Origin of the sequence: Paenibacillus sp. JGP012, from assembly GCF_014203995.1 — a bacterium.
Taxonomy (GTDB): domain Bacteria; phylum Bacillota; class Bacilli; order Paenibacillales; family Paenibacillaceae; genus Paenibacillus; species Paenibacillus silvae.
This window is the reverse complement of record NZ_JACHKG010000001.1, coordinates 226393-245665: the sequence shown is the minus strand read 5'-3', so window position 1 is coordinate 245665 and position 19273 is coordinate 226393. Positions and strand designations below refer to the sequence as shown.

General features: G+C 46.9%; 19 protein-coding genes and 1 other RNA gene. 8 read left to right on the top strand and 12 right to left on the bottom strand.

Going from position 1 to position 19273, the window contains the following annotated elements; translation table 11 throughout:
* Positions 1-267 precede the first annotated feature (267 nt).
* The gene (cimA, locus tag HNR77_RS01130) at positions 268-1887 is read left to right on the top strand and encodes a citramalate synthase (RefSeq protein ID WP_184179900.1); all 1620 of its coding nucleotides are present in this window, start codon (positions 268-270) and stop codon (positions 1885-1887) included.
* Positions 1888-2016: 129 nt separating this feature from the next.
* On the opposite strand, the gene HNR77_RS01125 is transcribed toward cimA, so the two are convergent.
* Positions 2017-2571 (bottom strand): redoxin domain-containing protein, encoded by a 555-nt coding sequence (locus HNR77_RS01125; protein ID WP_311768550.1) that lies wholly within the window; start codon positions 2569-2571, stop codon positions 2017-2019.
* Between the two features lie 164 nt (positions 2572-2735).
* Here HNR77_RS01125 and HNR77_RS01120 point away from each other — a divergent pair, with 164 nt between their 5' ends.
* Entirely contained in the window at positions 2736-3302 is a 567-nt protein-coding gene (locus HNR77_RS01120; protein WP_184179897.1) for a M67 family metallopeptidase, read from the top strand.
* On the opposite strand, the gene HNR77_RS01115 is transcribed toward HNR77_RS01120, so the two are convergent.
* Genes HNR77_RS01115 through HNR77_RS01105 form a run of 3 tightly spaced genes read right to left on the bottom strand, consistent with a single transcriptional unit; the run spans position 3288 to position 6546 of the window.
* On the bottom strand, positions 3288-4025 hold the full coding sequence (locus HNR77_RS01115) for an exonuclease domain-containing protein (protein ID WP_184179894.1): 738 nt from the start codon (positions 4023-4025) through the stop codon (positions 3288-3290). The genes HNR77_RS01120 and HNR77_RS01115 overlap by 15 nt on opposite strands.
* A complete protein-coding gene (locus tag HNR77_RS01110; protein ID WP_260410234.1) occupies positions 4022-5107 on the bottom strand; it encodes a DUF294 nucleotidyltransferase-like domain-containing protein in 1086 nt (361 codons plus the stop codon). The genes HNR77_RS01115 and HNR77_RS01110 overlap by 4 nt, the downstream gene beginning before the upstream one ends.
* 41 nt (positions 5108-5148) lie before the next feature.
* Complete coding sequence (locus HNR77_RS01105; protein ID WP_184179888.1) at positions 5149-6546, bottom strand: ammonium transporter; 1398 nt, start codon at positions 6544-6546, stop codon at positions 5149-5151.
* Positions 6547-6897: 351 nt separating this feature from the next.
* Here HNR77_RS01105 and HNR77_RS01100 point away from each other — a divergent pair, with 351 nt between their 5' ends.
* Together HNR77_RS01100 and HNR77_RS01095 are read left to right on the top strand one after the other, a co-directional pair.
* Positions 6898-7326 (top strand): MerR family transcriptional regulator, encoded by a 429-nt coding sequence (locus tag HNR77_RS01100; RefSeq protein WP_111273109.1) that lies wholly within the window; start codon positions 6898-6900, stop codon positions 7324-7326.
* A gap of 26 nt (positions 7327-7352) precedes the next feature.
* Positions 7353-8033: a zinc metallopeptidase gene (locus HNR77_RS01095; protein ID WP_110893446.1), complete on the top strand. Its 681-nt coding sequence runs from the start codon at positions 7353-7355 to the stop codon at positions 8031-8033.
* A 48-nt stretch (positions 8034-8081) separates the two neighbouring features.
* On the opposite strand, the gene gltC is transcribed toward HNR77_RS01095, so the two are convergent.
* Both gltC and HNR77_RS01085 read right to left on the bottom strand, forming a co-directional pair.
* Positions 8082-8993 (bottom strand): glutamate biosynthesis transcriptional regulator GltC, encoded by a 912-nt coding sequence (gltC, locus tag HNR77_RS01090; protein ID WP_111273101.1) that lies wholly within the window; start codon positions 8991-8993, stop codon positions 8082-8084.
* 70 nt (positions 8994-9063) lie between these two features.
* The gene (locus HNR77_RS01085; RefSeq protein WP_145403769.1) at positions 9064-9690 is read right to left on the bottom strand and encodes a rhomboid family intramembrane serine protease; all 627 of its coding nucleotides are present in this window, start codon (positions 9688-9690) and stop codon (positions 9064-9066) included.
* A 150-nt stretch (positions 9691-9840) separates the two neighbouring features.
* Here HNR77_RS01085 and tpx point away from each other — a divergent pair, with 150 nt between their 5' ends.
* Positions 9841-10359 carry a thiol peroxidase gene (tpx, locus tag HNR77_RS01080; RefSeq protein WP_110893450.1) on the top strand — a complete coding sequence of 173 codons (519 nt, stop codon included), beginning with the start codon at positions 9841-9843 and terminating at the stop codon, positions 10357-10359.
* 75 nt (positions 10360-10434) lie between these two features.
* Here tpx and HNR77_RS01075 read toward each other — a convergent pair whose 3' ends face one another.
* The 4 genes from HNR77_RS01075 to cshA form a co-directional block, all read right to left on the bottom strand.
* The gene (locus HNR77_RS01075) at positions 10435-10827 is read right to left on the bottom strand and encodes a DUF1499 domain-containing protein (protein ID WP_111273102.1); all 393 of its coding nucleotides are present in this window, start codon (positions 10825-10827) and stop codon (positions 10435-10437) included.
* A 214-nt stretch (positions 10828-11041) separates the two neighbouring features.
* A non-coding RNA gene (gene ssrS, locus HNR77_RS01070) (6S RNA) lies at positions 11042-11232 on the bottom strand.
* 51 nt (positions 11233-11283) lie between these two features.
* Complete coding sequence (locus tag HNR77_RS01065) at positions 11284-12105, bottom strand: YesL family protein (protein ID WP_145402889.1); 822 nt, start codon at positions 12103-12105, stop codon at positions 11284-11286.
* A 194-nt stretch (positions 12106-12299) separates the two neighbouring features.
* On the bottom strand, positions 12300-13877 hold the full coding sequence (gene cshA / locus HNR77_RS01060) for a degradosome RNA helicase CshA (RefSeq protein ID WP_184179885.1): 1578 nt from the start codon (positions 13875-13877) through the stop codon (positions 12300-12302).
* 304 nt (positions 13878-14181) lie between these two features.
* On the opposite strand from cshA, the gene HNR77_RS01055 reads away from it, so the two are divergent.
* The 3 genes from HNR77_RS01055 (at position 14182) to HNR77_RS01045 (ending at position 16936) form a co-directional block, all read left to right on the top strand.
* A complete protein-coding gene (locus HNR77_RS01055) occupies positions 14182-15003 on the top strand; it encodes a YitT family protein (RefSeq protein WP_184179881.1) in 822 nt (273 codons plus the stop codon).
* A gap of 172 nt (positions 15004-15175) precedes the next feature.
* Positions 15176-15364, top strand: coding sequence for a hypothetical protein (locus HNR77_RS01050; protein WP_174812284.1), 189 nt, complete (start codon positions 15176-15178; stop codon positions 15362-15364).
* A 174-nt stretch (positions 15365-15538) separates the two neighbouring features.
* Positions 15539-16936, top strand: coding sequence for an MATE family efflux transporter (locus HNR77_RS01045; protein ID WP_397365875.1), 1398 nt, complete (start codon positions 15539-15541; stop codon positions 16934-16936).
* A gap of 87 nt (positions 16937-17023) precedes the next feature.
* Here HNR77_RS01045 and pfkA read toward each other — a convergent pair whose 3' ends face one another.
* Entirely contained in the window at positions 17024-17995 is a 972-nt protein-coding gene (gene pfkA / locus HNR77_RS01040) for a 6-phosphofructokinase (protein WP_111272739.1), read from the bottom strand.
* A 54-nt stretch (positions 17996-18049) separates the two neighbouring features.
* Complete coding sequence (locus HNR77_RS01035; RefSeq protein ID WP_184179878.1) at positions 18050-19129, bottom strand: tetraprenyl-beta-curcumene synthase family protein; 1080 nt, start codon at positions 19127-19129, stop codon at positions 18050-18052.
* Positions 19130-19273 lie beyond the last annotated feature (144 nt).

The following is a 19273-nucleotide window of genomic DNA, read 5'->3' as shown; positions in this document are numbered from 1 at the left end:
AATTCAGGCTTCGTCGCTGAGTATATTTATTTTCACCCTGCAATCTGCAATTGTTCCGCCAACCTGCGAATTCTATGTAGCATTTGGCTATAATGATGCTATAATAATTAATTATACAAATTCACGAGTTTGGGACAAATCCATTCAACGAATTTAACACAGTGTAGCGTTGCTGAATCGAAGGATTTATCCATTAACATCTTTACCTGCTTTTTAACCCTTCCATCAAACTTATAAAAAAGCGCTTTACCTTAAAGGAGGATCTTCATGTCAAAGGCCATTTCCATCTTCGATACGACTTTACGTGACGGCACGCAAGGAGAGGGTGTCAGCTTGTCCGCAGACGACAAACTCAAAATAGCCAAAAAGCTGGATGACCTGGGTGCTCATTATATTGAAGGCGGAATTCCCGGCAGCAACACCAAGGACATCGAGTTTTTCAAAAGAGTCAAGGAACTGAAGCTGAACGCCAAGGTTGTTGCATTCGGAAGCACTCGCCGCAAAGGTAGCATTGCCAGCGAGGATACTAATCTCAAGCGTATCCTTGAATCCGGGGCACAGGCAGCCACACTCGTCGGAAAGTCATGGGACTTCCATGTGCACACTGCCCTGCAGACAACGCTTGAGGAAAATCTGTCCATGATCTATGATTCCATCGCATATCTGAAACAAAGCGGTATGGAGGTCATCTTTGATGCAGAGCATTTCTTCGACGGCTTCAAGCATAATCCCGAGTATGCGCAGGCTGTCATGAGCAAAGCCCACGAGGCCGGTGCTGACTGGCTTGTAATGTGTGACACCAACGGCGGGACAATGCCGCATGAAGTGCACGCGATCGTATCCAGTCTGCACCTCCTGCTGCCGCAGGCACATCTCGGCATTCATACGCACAATGACTGCGAACTTGCTGTTGCTAACACCCTCAGCGCTGTACAAGCCGGGGCACGTCAGGTGCAGGGCACTATGAACGGTTATGGCGAGCGCTGCGGCAATGCCAATCTTGCTTCCATTATTCCGAACCTGCAGTTGAAGCTGGGGTACGAGTGTGTGGCTGAGGATTCCATGAAGCAGCTTACCAATGTTGCTCGCTATATCAGCGAGATCGCCAATGTGAATATGCCGATCAATCAACCGTATGTCGGGAATGCGGCCTTTGCACACAAAGGCGGTATCCACGTATCCGCCATTTTGCGGGATTCACGCACCTATGAACACATTGTGCCTGAGCTTGTCGGCAACAAACAGCGGGTACTGGTCTCCGAGCTGGCAGGACAGAGCAATATTGTTTCCAAAGCTCAGGAGATGGGACTGGAATTCGACCCGAACAGTGCTAACTCACGCCAGATTATCGAGAAAATCAAGGATCTGGAGCATCAAGGTTATCAGTTCGAAGGCGCAGATGCTTCACTGGAATTGTTAATCCGCGAAGCAAATGGAGACATGAAGGAACTGTTTACGTTCGAATCCTTCAAAATGCTTGTAGAGAAAACAGCAGGCAAATCGGTTGTTTCCGAGGCTTTTGTGAAGCTGAATGTGGCCGGAGCAAGTGTATACACCGCAGCTGAGGGCAATGGTCCGGTTAACGCACTGGATAATGCACTTCGTAAAGCATTGGTCCAGTACTTCCCTTCACTCGCTCACATGCATTTGTCTGACTATAAGGTACGTGTGCTCGATGAGAAGGATGCTACCGCAGCCAAGGTTCGTGTATTGATTGAGTCCAAAAATACAGAAAACACCTGGAACACGGTTGGTGTATCCGAGAACGTTATTGAAGCCAGCTGGGAAGCACTTGTTCACAGTTTCCGATATGCCCTGCTCCAGGAGCGTATTCTGGACGAGCCAGATGCACGTTCACTCCCCACTCACGGTTTAGTTAACCATTAATAGCTCAACCCTTTTCCTTATTTCCCGGAAAATATTAAAAGCTTCTGCAGCCATTTCTCATGGTGCAGAAGCTTTTTTGTGAATGCGGCGAATGCAAGCAATCCTGTTTTCAACACTACAGCCAATCTTTTAATTTGCAATTAACTTTTTAATCTTTTTCTCAAGCTCTTTTTCCGGCATGATGCCCAAAACGATCTCTTGAATGACTCCTCTGGAATCGATCAACACATTTGTTGGAAATGCCATGCCATTATACATCGCATACACAGTCCCCTTTTCATCGAGCGGAATCGGGAAGGTCAGCTTGTACTCGTCAACAAAAGCTTTGGCATCCTTCAATTTATCGTATGAAGTCACGTTCACACCATAGAGATCCATCTTATCTTTATATTTCTCAGCTAACTTGTTCAGCTCAGGCGCTTCCTGCTTGCACGGATCACACCACGAAGCCCAGAAGCTGACAAATGTCGCCTTCTCTTTTGCACCACCCACGCTGTACGTTTTACCATCAAGTCCCGTCAGACTGAACGGAGGGGCCAGTAAACCAGCCTTCGCGCCAGTCTCTGTTGGCATAGGCTCCTCCTGTTTAAAAACAGCCGCAATGCCACTGTCTGTATTCTGAGCCAGAGCTATGCCAACAAGCAGAACAATTCCAAGCATTATGTATATGTTCCGTTTCATCATTCGCCACCCTCTTGTTCATTCAAAATGTCTCTGAATTGAGCTGCAACATGCCTCCATCATATTGTACCCTTTTCCTTAAAAATTTTACAATCTGCATAAAGCAAAATAAAATGAAAAAGGACTCCTGCCTGAACAGGAGCCAAAAGAGAGAGGGGTGAATACAAATGGCAGCACTTCACGGGCAGCAAAAACCCTTAACCATCCCCCGCTCGGTGGAACAGGAAATGTCGAGGCACATGCATCTTTCGCTGCCGCAGGAAGCCTGCGGGGTTGTGCTGGGTGAATCCGCAGCGGGCGGCATACGAATCAGTCGGTTTCAGCCCATTCGTAACGTAGCGCCTGACCCGCTGCATCACTTCGCACTGGATCAAACAGAATGGATTCGATGTATTTTTTCCGGCTCCATCATCGTTGGTATCTTTCACACACATCCACATACCCTGCCCATTCCTTCATACGAGGACCTGCAAGCCCTGCCTGACTTCGCCGGAATGGTCCAGGTGTATCTCATCGGATCACCGAATCTGGAGAACAACTCTGCAGACTCAAGGATTAATGCGGAATCTTCGGATTCTACGCTTGGCATGAATTCTTCGGACACAAACAACTCGATATCCTGTATGCTTCTGAATGCCTATCAGATTGCAAAGACCGATGAGCAGCAGCCACACAGCGTATGGCCTGAACACCCTTCATATCACCTGATACCTATGCAGCTACGCGTGACTTAGCCGTGTATACAGGTCACCCAACGTTTCAATATTTTTATGTTTCATATCTTCCAGATAACAGGACCATAACTGTGCTGTCATCTTGGCATCTTCGAGCGCATGATGCCGACCATAGATCGGAATGCCCCTTGATTCCAGCAATTCATCCAGACCATATCCGGGTCTGGTTGGCTCAAGCCAGCGGGCAAGCATCATCGTATCAATCAACCGATGTGTCAGCCTGACCTTGGAGGTTCGCCACAAGGCCGCATTGAGGAACGCACGATCATGCGCACTCGCATGTGCAACCAGTACATTGCCGCCGACAAAAGACATAAAATCATGCAATCCCTCAAGCAGCGTCGGAGCCTCCTCCGTCATCTGCTGTGTAATTCCGGTAAGCTCTGTAATATGCTCGGGTACTGCCGTTTTGGACTGGACTACCGTGTAGAACTGCTCCTCTTCCAGCACGACACCCCCTCGAATGCGCACCGCACCAAAGGATAAAATCTCATCCCCATGCTGGGGTGAAAACCCTGTCGTTTCCAGATCAAACACAACTGCATCCAGCTCATTTAAAGGGGTATGCAGCACTTCAGGTCTGCGCTGCTCCCTCATCATCGAACGGATAAACGCCATATGTTGCGCCGTAGGGGCTCCCATAATGGAAGCGATGGCGGAAGGAACCCCTCCCTGACGCAGCGAATTCCAAAATCCTGTACTGCCCCTTGCCGGCTCTCTCATGGACGTCTCCTTTCTGCGAAACGCAACTGTCTTTGCAAAGCACGATGAACCCGCTTGACCAAGCCTAATGTCTCCCTCAGATCATAATGAATCTGCTTTTGCTTCAACTGTTTCTCATCCAGAAAACCACTGCTCTGCTGCAGCTCCTGCTGCATAACGATCGGTGTACTTCGGCGCAGCTTCAATGCAGCTGTAAATGCGCGCTGACATGCATCCATTAACGGAAAAGGCACCGCCTCAAGCGAAGTGAGTCTTTCCATCCGTTTTACCGTTGACGATTCCTGAATTCCATGATGCAAGGCCAGAAACCTCGCACTGTTTACAAGCGGGATGTATACCCCGTATTTGACATCAAAACCGCCTGCGTGCTCACCGAATCGTTCCGTAACGACACGGCCGAGTATGTTTAACGTAGCCTTATGCTTCACCGTATTACGTAACACTGCATCTGAAAGCTCAGGCACTCGGCGGAATTGCTCATAAAAGCTTTCTAGCCATTCAACTGCAAGACTGCTTTCGCCTGCAATAAAGCGCATATCCGACGCGATGATCAGATTACGGATCGGTTCCCAGCTCAGGTCTGAACTCCACTCCAAGAGCTGCTCCTTCCAGGCTGTGAGCGTTTTGCACCACAATGGCTCTGAACACATCACCTTGCCTTCACATTTCGCATAACCAAGCTGCTCTAACAAATCTGCGATCCGTCCGCCAAACTCGTCAAAATAGGCTTCTTTCCCTTCATGCGGAGCATCGCTGATGATCATGCCATTATCCTGATCACTCCATAATGTTGCCTCTTCCCTGCCAGAGCTTCCGAATACGATAAAGGCATAGGGGACGGGAGGCTGACCGAAGCCATCCTCTACCATCCCCTCAATGCATAACTCAACTGCTTTTCGAGCAATGCGGTCATGCAGCTCATTTACCGTTTCGTACCATTCCATAGGCGACAAGGAAGCAAACATTGATTGCTGGAGCTCTCTCTGTAAAGCGACGCGTACCTGACGCAGCTCATACACAGAGGCCGCGCCATCGATGCCATGATAAGACCAGAAAGGATTTGTTGTTGAGATAGGTTCCATCATATCCAGCCTCCTTGAAGCAATTTCAATCATGATTCACCTCAGGAGCTGAACGTACCGCCCGATTTGGATTCTGCATGCTTCATTTGCTCAGGATAACCATACGTACCATGTTCACTGAGATCCAGACCCATGGTTTCTTCTTCTTCAGTAACGCGGATACCCATGATTGCTTTCATACCGCCCAGAATGATGAAGGACATGACGAGTACGAAGGCAAATGCGCCTACAAGACCTAACAGTTGTACACCCAGTTGGTGGAATCCACCACCATAGAACAGACCCGCTTGACCTACGCCTACTTTTTCAGCCAGTTCAGGTGTAGCGAACAAACCAGTGGAGATTGCGCCCCACATACCAGCGATACCGTGTACGGAAAATGCATAGATCGGATCATCAATGCCTTTGCGATCGAAATATTGTGCGGTGAAGAATGTAATGATACCCGCCAGTGCACCGATCACCAGAGCTGCCCAAGGTTCTACGAAAGCACATGCACCAGTAATTGCTACGAGTGCTGCAAGCACACCGTTCAGCATACTAGGAATATCCGATTTTCCAAGAACTGCCCAGGAAATCAACAGCGCAGCAACACCACCTGCAGCAGCAGCTACGTTTGTAGTTAATGCCACATATCCGAAGAAACCTTCACCCATTGCAGACAACGTACTACCTGGGTTAAAACCGAACCAGCCGATCCAGAGGATGATTACACCGAGTACAGAATACACTTGGTTATGACCCGGAATGATGTTAGGTTTGCCATCCTTGTTGTATTTACCGATACGAGGTTTAAGCAAAATGGTAGCTACGAGCGCCGCAGTCGCACCAGTCAAGTGAACAACTGTTGAACCTGCAAAGTCTTGCATGCCCAGCTCAGCCAGCCAGCCGCCGCCCCATACCCAGTGAGCAACAACCGGATACATAATAATGGTGTACAATGTACCAAATACGATATATACGCTCATTTTTGCACGTTCTGCCATACCGCCGCAGGCAATCGCCAGAGACACAGCAGCAAATGCAAGATGGAATACAAATTTAATGGTCAGTGGAACATCGGAGAAAGCCAGTGATTCGAAGGAAGCAGCCATGTTATCTCCACTCATGAAGAAACCTGTTGTTCCAAAGAATCCGTTACCATTACCAAACCCTAGGCCAAATCCAAGTGCCCAGAATGCGATAACTGAAATGCCCAATGTCAGGACTGTTTTACCCGCAATATGTCCTGCATTTTTCATTCGAGTAGAACCTGCCTCCAGAAGCGCAAATCCCCCTTGCATAAAGAATACGAGTACTACAGCCAGGAACGTAAACGCTGAATTCAGACCGCTTTGAAGTTCTACCGTACTTGGACCCTCAGCAGCAGCGAATGCACTCACCGGAAAAGCCAGTAAAGTAAGCATTGCTAACATTGAAACCAACCATTTCTTTCTCATAAACCCCACTCCCTCTTATGTTATATTTCTTCACATATCGCGAAACTCTTAATGTCATTATAAGCAGAAGACAGGAAAGTTGACAAGAGTATTTTCATCATTTTTCAAAATAATTTATGGGAATAAAGTCTTACGTCTTTTTCTTGCACTTAAGTACATATTCTTATCGTGTAAGCACATAGATATAGAAATGAAGGCAAGCTATAACAAAGCATAACGTTTGACTGTACGGTTCATGATCATGTATCATACTTATTAGTAATAATAACTGGGCGCATTTTAATGAAGCGCTTGTGGAAACTACATTTCCCTACATTTGAACTTGCAAGCGAGGTGAATATCATTGGGGATATGAAACTTTTTCGGATTGGCGAACTCGCCAAGAACGCTGGTGTAAGTGAACGGACAATTGACTATTACACAAAACTTGGGCTCATTGCTCCTGAAGAAAGAACTCAAAAGAATTATCGTCTCTATAGTCATGAAACCTTAACCAGACTTGAACGTATTGTACAGATGAAACAGGAGAAGTATAGTCTCGAAGAGATCAAACAATCTCTTGAGAAATGGCGTCTGGTCAGCACAGAGGAACAGGTAGCAAGCAAACTGACAACACTTGAACTACATGTACAGCAGCTTGAACGAGAGGTGAATGAACTTAAACCACTTCTTGGAGAGATGAAACCTGTACAAGCTCGCAAGATGATGGCAGGACTACTCACCAAAAGTGCAGGCACGATGGAGGCATTAAAAATCCTGCTTGAAAACACCATGATGTAGCTTATTATGAAAGCGGAGGAATGAATATGAGTTTTAATAATGGTATGTTCGTACTGATCATTATCGCCTTTTTGCTCTCTTTATGGGCGCAATTCCGAGTCAAAGGCACCTTTAGACGCTGGTCGGAAGTTCCTAACCTGAGCGGAATGACCGGTTATGACGCAGCTCGCCACATGCTTGATGCGAACGGCTTGCATGATGTACCGATTGAACCTGTTCGCGGTTCACTCTCTGACCACTACGATCCTATTAATCGGGTTGTTCGTTTGTCTGAGCCTGTATACTACGAAAGATCCATCTCAGCCTTGTCCGTTGCTTGTCACGAGGTTGGCCATGCGATCCAACATAAAGAAAGTTACCCTATGCTGGCACTGCGTCACCGGATCTTCCCGATTGTAAACTTTGCATCCGGAATCGCGCCGCTCTTGTTGATTGCAGGTTTCATTTTTAACGCGATGAACCTGGTCGGCGTTGGCATTATCTTCTTCTCGGTGACGGTCGCCTTTCAATTGATCACCTTGCCGGTTGAGTTCAATGCCAGCAATCGCGCTCGTGAGATTATGGTATCCGAGGGTTATATCCGCAACGAAGAGGAAAAAGGCGTAGCTAAAGTGTTGAATGCTGCAGCTTTAACTTATGTGGCCGCTGCATTGATCTCGCTGCTTGAGTTGATTCGTTATATCGGTATCTTCAACAGCCGTGATTAATTCATCCACCTGCACAATATTATAATAAAAAAAACAATACCCCACCGTTTATTCGGATGGGGTATTGTTTTGCTGTAAACCAAAGTAATGAAGCAAAAACGAGCGGAAGGACTGGGCAACCAGCGGAAGCTTATCATCTGCACGATGAATTAATCCAATCGTTCTGGTTACTTTCGGATGAGAAATCTCCACATGGGCTGGCTGTAACGGATTGGTCTGAAATAACGCCATTTCCGGCAGCAGACTGACACCCATACCCGCGGCCACCAGACCCCGGATCGTATCTGTCTCTTCGCCCTCAAATGCAATCTTAGGTGTAAACCCCGCCTCCAGACAAGCATGCCACACAATCGGACGAAGTGAGTAGCCTTTGCTAAAGAGCACAAACTTGTCATCCTTCAATTGCTCCAGTGCAATCTTTTCTTCACCCGCGAGCGGATGATTGGGAGGCAAAATGGCATGCAGCTCCTCGGTCAGAACGATATCTCCCGCTACCTGATCATGCTTTTCGGGAAACGGTGAGATAAACGCCAGATCCACTTCAGCAGATAACACATCGCGGATCAATGTAGGATACATCCCCTGCTTGAACCTGAATTTTACATTCGGATAACGCTGACGGAAAGCAGCCACCACCGAAGGAATCAGATGAATTCCCAGACTGTGGGGAAAACCGATACGAATTTCCCCGTGTTCCGGGTCAAGAAACTCATGCACCTCTCCAACAGCTTTGTCGAGGTCTTTAAGTATGCCTTCAACCCGTTTGCAGAAAAGCTGACCGACCGCGGTCAACTGCAGATTTCTTCCTTTTTGCATAAATAGATCCACACCCAGCTCCTCTTCAAGCTGATGAATCTGCCTGCTGACCGCAGACTGCGCCACATGAAGCTCTTCAGCCGCTTGTGTAACATGTTCCTTCTGCGCCACCTTTAAAAAATAATGCAACTGTCTTAATTCCACTTGCCTGATCGCTCCAATCTGTTATACCCTACTCTATCCTCAAATGCATTCCATCTTGAGAACGTTCCGACTATTTCCTGAACATACGCGGCTTCCACAAACGAATGATCAAACCGTAAATAAAGAAACCACCCAGCAAACCACCTAAATGAGCCATCCAGTTGATGCCTGACATCGCAAAGGAGAAAATGATCCCGAACAACAGCAGCGTATACAACGTCTTGCGTGATGTCTCATCCATCAGACCGCGCTGGAACAATGCCACATAGAGAAACGCCCCATATACAGCATAGATCGCCCCGGATGCTCCAACCGAAATTGTAATCTTGTCAATTGAATTGTAATACGCGATCGCAAGAATATTGCCGACCACGCCTCCGCCCAGATACAATACTCCGTATCTTAACGAGCCAAGCAGCCGCTCCATCGGCGGAGCAAACACAATCAAAGCAAAGCTGTTAAACAGAAGATGACTGAATCCTGCGTGCAAAAAGATGGACGTTACATAACGCCACCATTCGTGGGCTAACAATTCATAATTCGTCAGCGCTCCATACTGTAGCAGCACCAGACTGTTCGTTGAACCCCCGTTAAATGTTAACACAAGAAACATAATCACATTCGCAATTAATAACAGTGATGTCAAAGGAAAGAACTTCAAATAACTTTTCCAATTTTCATAACGGATAAATATCATAGACTTTTTGCTTTCACTCCACCCTGTCAAGATCAGACATACCTTCTCAGATCGATCGTAATGCGCACGCCCGGATTGGACAATGCCTTTCATAAAAGATTATAATGGATTTTGGCACGGATCACCAATTTATAAGGAGGAACATTATTTATGACACAAGAACGTACAGGCGCAGCCACATTTAAAGGCAACCCTATTACCTTGATCGGACCTGAATTGAAAGTAGGCGATCAAGCTCCAGACTTCACTGTAAGCAAAAACCTGCTTGAAGACGCATCTCTGAAAGACTTCGCAGGCAAAATCAAATTAATCAGCGTTGTTCCTTCTCTGGACACTGGCGTATGTGATGCACAGACTCGCCGCTTCAATGTGGAAGCAGCAGATCTCGGAGAGAACGTCGTTGTTCTAACTGTCAGCGTTGACCTTCCATTCGCACAGGAACGTTGGTGCGGCGCAGCGGGCGTTGACCGCGTAGTAACCCTCTCTGACTATAAAACGCGCTCTTTCGGCGAGAACTATGGCGTTCTGATCAAAGAATTCCAGCTCGACATGCGCTCTATTTTCGTAGTGGATGCCGAAGACAAAATTACATATGTGGAGTACCTGCCTGAGATGACAGACTCCCCTAACTTCGAGCAAGCCATTGCTGCTGTAAAAGCTTTGCTGTAAAACAGGTTTCATAGGTGCAGAATAAAAGCGAGGAAGGTCCGCCTTCTCTCGCTTTTTGTATGCCATCCTTTATGTTTACTCATTCACCTTGTATTTGCTCAGCTTTTTATCCAATACAGAGAACAAGTTCATAATTGTACGATAATTTGAACCCAAGTCTCCCATTGAACCACGGGAAGCCGAGTACATATCCACTGCGCTCCGCACAGGACTTACCGAAATAATGGAAACTGTAATATCCATCGTGCGTCCAAACGTTGTACGCTTCTCCAGTATAATCTCGCCTACCGAGTGTACTTCATGCAGCACTTTGTAACCCGGAATTTTTTTGAGTGTTGAAGAAATCTCTTCCCAGGCTTTATCCTTAGATAGATTGTAATATCGTGTTTTTAATTTGGGATCCTTGGCTCGATCGCTGGTTCCCTCCATGCTGCGGATGATACCGACGAGCGTTCTCTTTAAGGTCAAGACCCTTCCTCCTTTAAGTGTAACCGTTCCATTTATGTATTCTAGTGTAACATTGTTCTTGTAGTAACAAAAGGGTAAGCATGATATTTAACAAAAATAGAACCCAGATCGCCTGCCAGGCTTAACCATTCATCACGTCAGCCAGTAAAACAACGTAAAAACACCCCGGCTTCCTTCGCTGAAGGAAAAGTCAGGGTGCTGAACATTGTAACATTAGGAACCCGCCTATGCCGTCCGGCTACATTGTCTTATGAACCTGCTTGGCAGGTGGGTGACCGCAAAAATGCGTTTGAAGTCCCCTTGTCGTATAGACAGGGCTTTTCAGCAACATTTTGTATTAATCTCCCAAAGACATCATCATTGGTTCAAAACAACGAATAACCGAAACGTACATCGCAGGATGTACAATTATTATATCCCTAACTGTGTAAAAAGTAAATGCCGAAGCACCACGTTTTATTTAGACTGTGTAAAATCCTTTTGGTCAGCCGCTTCAGCACCCTTAACCTCTTCATTAGCATCATCGGACTTCTCAGCCAGCGCAGCAGCCTCCTCTTCTTCCTTTTGCAATTGAAGCTTTTGCATCTGCTCCTGCATTTTGTTGTAGGTTGCATAGAAGTTAAAGAACGCAAACCAGGCTATAATGCTCATAATGAAAAAGATAAACAGTACCGGATAACGCAGTCCGATATAGAACAGCAATCCGCTGCCCAGCAATGTGGAGAACACGCGGAAAGGCCGGATCAGCGTCAGAAGCACGGCATTTTTGATAATAAGCCCAATGGACATATGATAGTGAACAACCATTGAGAAGAAGTTAAACAAGGACACAAACAGCAGCAGGAGCAGCACAAGCATAATGATACCAACAAGCTGCATGTTGCGGAACTGCGTCATATACACTGTATAGTCCAGGTACATAATAGCAAACAGCAGTGTGTAGAAAATACCCCCGATTAAGCTTTGCTTGTAGTTTTCCTTGTAACCTGCGAAGAATGTACGGAAGATCGGCACATCGGTGTCTCCCATATTCCATTTACGAACAACCGTGAACAACGCCGCTGTAGCCGGAAAAAGTGTAAGCGGTGCCACAATGGCTATAGCCCAGTTCATTTGTAATGATTCATTGGCGAGATTCTGCTGCATCACAAGCAGTTTCATGATCATGAAAAACAGAAATGGTGACGAACAGATCGCCCACAATAGATTGGTTGCAGCCAGTCTCGTAATCCACTCTGTCAGCCGGTATATCCCGCCCATAGCTCCTTTAAACTCCAAACAATTCTCCCCCTCCGTACCTTGCCTATAACCTCAAGTCTAATATTAATATACCTTATTATATATAGGAAAAGCCAGCACTTCCCGAAAGAAGATCACTTTCAAGAACATGCATCCCGTTAACAAATGGAAAGTTATTACAAAAGCAAAAAGGATGGAGCAGCTTCCTGCTCCATCCTCATTAACTCGTATGCTTATTCGAAAGAGTTGTCTCTAGCTGGACGACGTCCTTCATTGTTGCTTGGGCGCGGTTTGCGATCACGGTTATAGCCGCCTTCTCTGCTGCCACTTCCGCCTCCGCTGTTACGGTCACGGTTGTAACCGCCGCGTCCGCCGCCACTGCTGTTGCGATCGCGGTTGTAACCACCGCCACCACCGCTACGGTTACCGCTGTAACCTGATGGCTTGCGTCCGCCAGAGCGAACATCTGGTCTGCGACGTTTTGCACGGATCGGATCTTCAGGAGTCAGATCAACCTGAGCATCTTTTTTGTCACCTGTCAGGAGTTTCAAAGCTGCGGACAACAATTGTACGGAATCGTACTGCTCAAGCATTTGAATTGCGATGCCTTTGTACTCGTTCAGTTCACCGGATTGAACAATCTCCAGGAGACGTTCAGCAGTTACACGTTGTTTTCCTTCAACCGCTTCAGCCATCGTTGGCAGTGGTTTACGTGGAATACGGTGACGAGTTACACGCTCGATGAAGTGCAGGTGATCAATCTCACGCGGTGTAACGAAAGACCATGCAGCACCCTCTTTACCCGCACGGCCTGTACGACCAATACGGTGAACATAACTCTCAGGGTCTTGCGGAAGGTCGAAGTTCACTACGTGTGTTACGCCTGATACATCGAGTCCACGAGCGGCTACGTCTGTTGCAACGAGCACATCAATGCTGCCGTCACGGAACTTACGCATTACGGTATCACGTTGGTTTTGAGACAAGTCGCCGTGCAAGCCGTCAGCAGAATATCCGCGTTTTTGCAAAGCTTCAGCCAATTCGTCTACACGACGCTTCGTACGTCCGAATACAATCGCCAGTTCAGGAGATTCCATATCCAGCAAACGGCTGAGTGCTTCGAATTTTTGACGCTCAGGCACTTCGATATACGCCTGATCAATCAACGGAGCGCTGACTTGTTTAGGAATAACAGAAACGTGTTCTGGATTAGTCAAGAATTGTTGAGCCAGTTTTTGAATGTTAGGAGGCATTGTTGCAGAGAACAGCATCGTTTGACGATCGTCTGGAACCTGTTTCAGGATGGATTGAATATCCTCCATGAAGCCCATGTCGAGCATTTCATCTGCTTCGTCCAGTACAACAGTTTGTACATCATCAAGTTTGATGGTTTTGCGGTTGATGTGGTCAAGGAGACGTCCTGGTGTACCGATGATAATCTGTGGTTTTCTTTTCAGTGCACGAATCTGGCGTACGATATCTTGTCCGCCGTAGATTGGCAGGGAGCGCAGACCTTTGAAGCGAGTAAGTTTTTCGATCTCTTCAGCGACTTGGATCGCAAGTTCACGTGTAGGTGCCATAATGAGGGCGCGGATTTTATCATCCGTTTTGGAGATTTTGCTGATCAACGGAATACCGAATGCTGCGGTTTTACCTGTACCCGTTTGAGCTTGACCGATCAAATCTCTGCCTTCGAGCGCGATTGGGATCGATTTGGATTGAATCGGTGTTGCTTCTTCAAACCCGAGCTCAGTGATGGCTTGCAGCACCAGTGGTTCAAGATTGAAATCTGAGAAATTTAAATTTGTCAAAATTATTCATACTCCTTTTATATGGTGGACATGGTGGACAATCCACTTTGTTGTCTGTATTCTTAAGTAGCGTTAATATTTATAGGGTATCCCAACGGGACGAATTATTTTCATGAACGAACATAATTCCATGAATGGGTCCCCAACATAAGACTAAAACTACAATCATGCGTTTGAAACATTTCAAATTTTAGCTTTCGATTTGGGAAAAGTTTCCTACTCAAGAATATCCACAAATCATTATATCATAAAACTATTCAAGATTACCAGCAATCTGGTTTTAAATAAAAATGAGGTGATTAAATTGCCCAAAATAATTTGGCACTCTTTGGTGATCATTTTGGGTGCTGCAGCGATTGCTTGCGGCTTTAACTGGTTTTTGGTCCCCCATCAGCTGCTAAGCGGCGGGGTATCCGGTATTTCCATGCTTCTGGGTTATTTTACAAATTTGAACCTTAGTGTAATGTATTTCGTTCTTAACATTCCCCTGCTTGTTGCAGGTTGGTTTATTCTCGGACGTCGTTTCATTATATTGAGCATTGTTTCGGTAGCAGCCACCTCCTGGTTTATCGCCCTGCTGCCTGTTTCTGCTGTCTCTACTGATCCGCTGTTAAGCTGCGTGTTTGGTGGTGTGCTTGTGGGGATCGGAACAGGCGTATCCTTCAGGGTTGGCGGTTCTACAGGAGGACTGGATATTGTCGGTTCGATTTTCACCCGAAATCGTGATTTCCCCATTGGAACCGTCATGGCTGGCATGAATGGAGCGATTATTCTGCTAGCCGGTTATCTGAACAATAACTGGAACATCGCTCTGGCCTCCATGGTTTCCATCTATGTAACAGGTAAAGTGCTGGATTTCATTCATATCAGTCACGTCAAGGTCACGCTGTACATCATTACGAATGAAACCGAAGCGATGCTGAAAAAGCTGCTGGTTCGTCCGCGCGGGGTTACAAAAATCAAAACGCAAGGGGCATATACCGACATTGAAAAGGATATGTTAATGACTGTGACAACACGTTACGAACTGGTCGAGATTAAACGCATCATCAAGGAAACCGATCCTAAGGCATTTGTTAACATTGTAGAAACGGTAGGCGTTATGGGCTCCTTCCGTCGCAGTTAGGCATATGCCCGTTAACAATTCACAAGTTTGTGGTATAATAATGGTGCACCGCTCTTAAATATGTTGTAAGCAGGTTCTGACCTTTACTTTTCACAAGCCATATGCTTTCCCGATTCGCGCCGAATGACTTACCATTTTGGAATTCGAGTAGGAAAGGGTGATTATTGTGGATATGGAAACGGTAAAACTGTTTGAAATTGTCAACAAATGGTGCCCGGAAATGCTCCCTTTCTTGAAACCGAATGAACTCGACTCGCTGATTGTGCTCCGGGATGGGCTGGGCATCCTGGAACAGGGAGATGCAATGGAAATCATTCAGTACAGTATTTGCGAGCATCAGAATGATGTGTATATTCAATAATTTTTTTCGAAGATGGATCACGCCGCTTCTTGACGAGGAGAACCTACGTCAGGAGGCGGTTTTTTACTATATTTCCCTAAGAAGCCATTCCACTTTGTTTATCCCTTGTCCGCCCGCACTGTTCAAACCAACCAAAATCCTCTACAATAAATAGCTGTCTGATATGACATCATCATGATAACTTTACAGATCGCGAGGCAACTTCAGGTGAATATGAACACAACGAGCTTTTCACAAAAAATTAAACAGTTTCTGATTATATTTCTGCCGATCTTCACTACACAGATTGCGCTCTCAGCCATGTCCTTTTTTGATACCAACATGTCTGGAAAGTTCTCCCCCGCTGATCTGGCAGGCGTAGCCATCGGCACAAGCCTGTGGATGCCCGTGCAAACCGGTCTTAGCGGCATTCTGATGGGCATCACTCCTGTCGTTTCTCATCTGCTCGGCTCCCGCCGCCATGATCAGATTGGGCACAGCGTCATTCAGGCCTTATATCTTGGCATAGCCGTAGGCCTTGTGGTGCTGGGTGCAGGCGCACTGCTGCTCGGCCCTGTCTTGAACGGAATGCCACTGGAGCCCCATGTCGCCAATGTTGCATTTTATTTTCTATGTGCGCTCGCGTTCGGTATCATGCCGCTGTTCGGATACACCGTGCTGCGCAGCTTCATGGACGCTCTTGGACAGACAAGGATCACAATGCTGATTACCCTGGTCTCCCTGCCCGTAAATATTTTACTCAACTATGTGCTGATCTTCGGACGCTGGGGATTTCCGCAATTGGGCGGGGTTGGCGCCGGCGTAGCCACAGCTTGTACATACTGGCTTATTTTCCTGATCAGTTTGTTTTTTGTTCATCGCATTGACCCTTTCGCCCAGTATGGTATTTTCCGCAAGTGGTCGTCTGTCTCCTTCCGCAAATGGAAAGAGCTTCTGCTCATCGGTGTGCCGATTGGCTTTGCAACCTTTTTTGAAACGTCTATTTTTGCTGCCGTTACGCTGCTGATGAGCCGATTTGATACAGTTACCATTGCAGCCCATCAAGCGGCGCTGAATTTTGCTTCCACACTCTATATGCTGCCTGTGAGCATCTGTATGGCCCTCACCATTCTGGTCGGTTTCGAGAACGGAGCCGGACGATTGAAAGATGCAAAACAGTACAGTGTGCTCGGCATCGGAGGTGCTGTTGCTCTTTCCTTGATTACAGCCGTTATCCTGCTGGTGTTCGGGGAACAGATTGCTGGTGTATACTCCAATGAACGTGAAGTTATAACCCTGACTCAGCATTTCCTGATCTATGCGATTTTCTTCCAGATTTCAGATGCAATTGCTACCCCGACTCAAGGGGCGCTGCGCGGCTATAAAGATGTGAACCCGGCCTTGATCATTACTTTTGTAGCTTACTGGATTATCGGTCTACCTGTAGGATATATCACAGCCACCTATACTTCACTTGGCGCGTTTGGATATTGGATCGGACTTATTGCCGGATTGGCTGTAGGCGCAACTGCACTTCTATGGAGACTTTTCCGAGTGCAGCAGCAGGCTGCCCTTCGGTCTTCGTCAGATTGAGCTATTCGATGTAAATTACATTAAAACACTAAAAAAAGAGCACAGTCCGTATCAACGGAACTGTGCTCTTTCTTGATTAAACATCTGTTATTGGGACAAACGCTGCGCCAGCTCATACGTTTCCATATCAAATGCTTTTTTCGTATTTACCACTTTGTCGATGTCCGTAAGAACCAGTTCACCTTTGATAATTCCGCAGCCTTTATCGGTTTCGCCTGCAATCAGACTACGCACTGCGAAGTCACCGAGGCGGCTTGCCAGGTTGCGGTCAAACGGTGTCGGCGTACCGCCACGTTGAATGTGTCCAAGAACGGTAACACGCGGCTCATACGTCGGGCAACGTTCCATCAGTTCTTTGGCTACATCCTCACCTTTACCTACGCCTTCAGCGACGATGATGATACTGTGGCGTTTGCCATGTGCAAAGTTGGCTTTCATCCGTTCAGCCACTTCATCCATGTCAAACGGAACTTCCGGCACCAGAATCGTTTCTGCTCCCGAAGCAAGTCCGGCATGCAGCGCGATATCACCGCAGTGACGGCCCATAACCTCAACGATGGAAGATCGCTCATGGGAAGACATCGTGTCACGAAGCTTGTTTACCGCATCCACCACAACGCTTACCGAGGTATCAAATCCAATGGTGTAATCCGTAAATGAAATATCATTATCAATCGTGCCTGGCAGCCCCATTGTGTTAATGCCTAGCTTGCTCAGTTTGTTCGCACCATTATATGAACCGTCTCCCCCGATAACAATGAGACCGTCAATACCGCGTGCGCGCAAAATATCTGCGCCTCTTTGTTGGCCTTCGGCGGTATAAAATTCTTTACAACGTGCAGATTGCAGAACGGTGCCCCCGCGCTGGATAATATCTCCGACACTCCGCAGATCCATTGGGAAAATGTCATTGTTCAAAAGCCCTTGGTATCCGCGTTGAATACCAAAAACTTCCAATCCGTGATATAGTCCGCTGCGAACAACCGCACGAACAGCCGCGTTCATCCCCTGTGAATCACCACCGCTCGTTAACACTGCAATTTTCTTTACTGCTGTCATGATGTTTCTTCCTCCTCTGGTTTCACTTCAGGCTCCCGCAACAACACACCTGACTTACATATGCTTTCGTATCCAGCGGCTGAATATGAAGAAAAACACACGTGTAATCGGGCTTTTCTTCATCAGTCGTTTGGACACATCGCGAACCTCCTGCTGTTCGCTGACTTTGGGATCAGACAGGTAAATGGCTATTAGTCCTTCAATAATCATCCGGTGAAACGCAGTTCCCGGAATCTTCTGCACATCACTGCGAGCCTTCTCCACAATAAACGCAATTCGGCCCAGCATCGTCTCTACATTCTCGTAGTAGTTGCAGAAGTTGAGATCCCCTTCGACACGATCCTCACCCTGATCAATCAAATAATCGAGCATGATGTGTAATGCGCATACGTGCGGGAAATAGGCCTTATGAATTGAAGCCGCCTGCTCTTCGGTCAGCTGTTCGTCACTTGCAGCAAGGAACAGCATAAATACACCCAGAGTAGAGCCAGTAGCTGCGGCAAATTCATTCCAGCGGAACTGAGGTGTGCGGTGGCGATGCTCCGACCACCATTCGAGCAAGGCCGTTTCTCTCAGTTCCGGTTTGATGTGCTTATATACCTGCAGGTCCGTGTATAGGCCTGCCAGATCCTGTATTTGGCGCTTGGCTGACGCATATCCCGGTAGCTGACGGGTCAGCTCCTGACAAGTTGTCACCAGATTCCGAAGATATCCGCCATCATCCTGCTCCTCACGAAGAGCATAGTAGTTGACAGGAACAGCCTCCGGATCTACCGCATCAAGCATGGATTGATGGAGCAGACGGAAATCATCCGGGTCCATCGAAGTGCTGCGGTCACACAGATTGTCCAAATAATCACTTATGGTTTGATAAGAAACAATTAACGGAATCAGAATATGGCGGTTCGGCAGGTCAGCCAATGCATAGACAGTTCCACCTTCACAATGAAATTGCTTATCTCTTATGCTGGCAAGTGCCTGTGTTCGCAATTCTTCATCAGGAATCGCTTCGGCCTGAGCACGCCATCCATTCAATGCATTGCGCGTTTCCGGAATGGTGTATTTGTACACCCCTCTCATCAATGCCAGCGGTCCACGCGGGTACTGATGACGTTTTCGATTTGATTGGCTCAAAATAAATGTGCCTCCACTTGGTTGAATACGTATTAGAGCTGTTTTTAACCATTCTTATTATAATATGATCCCCTTAATTGTACAAATGATCTGCCGCACAAACCGCACAAAATATCGCATCTCCCGCCGATAGTTTATGTTATA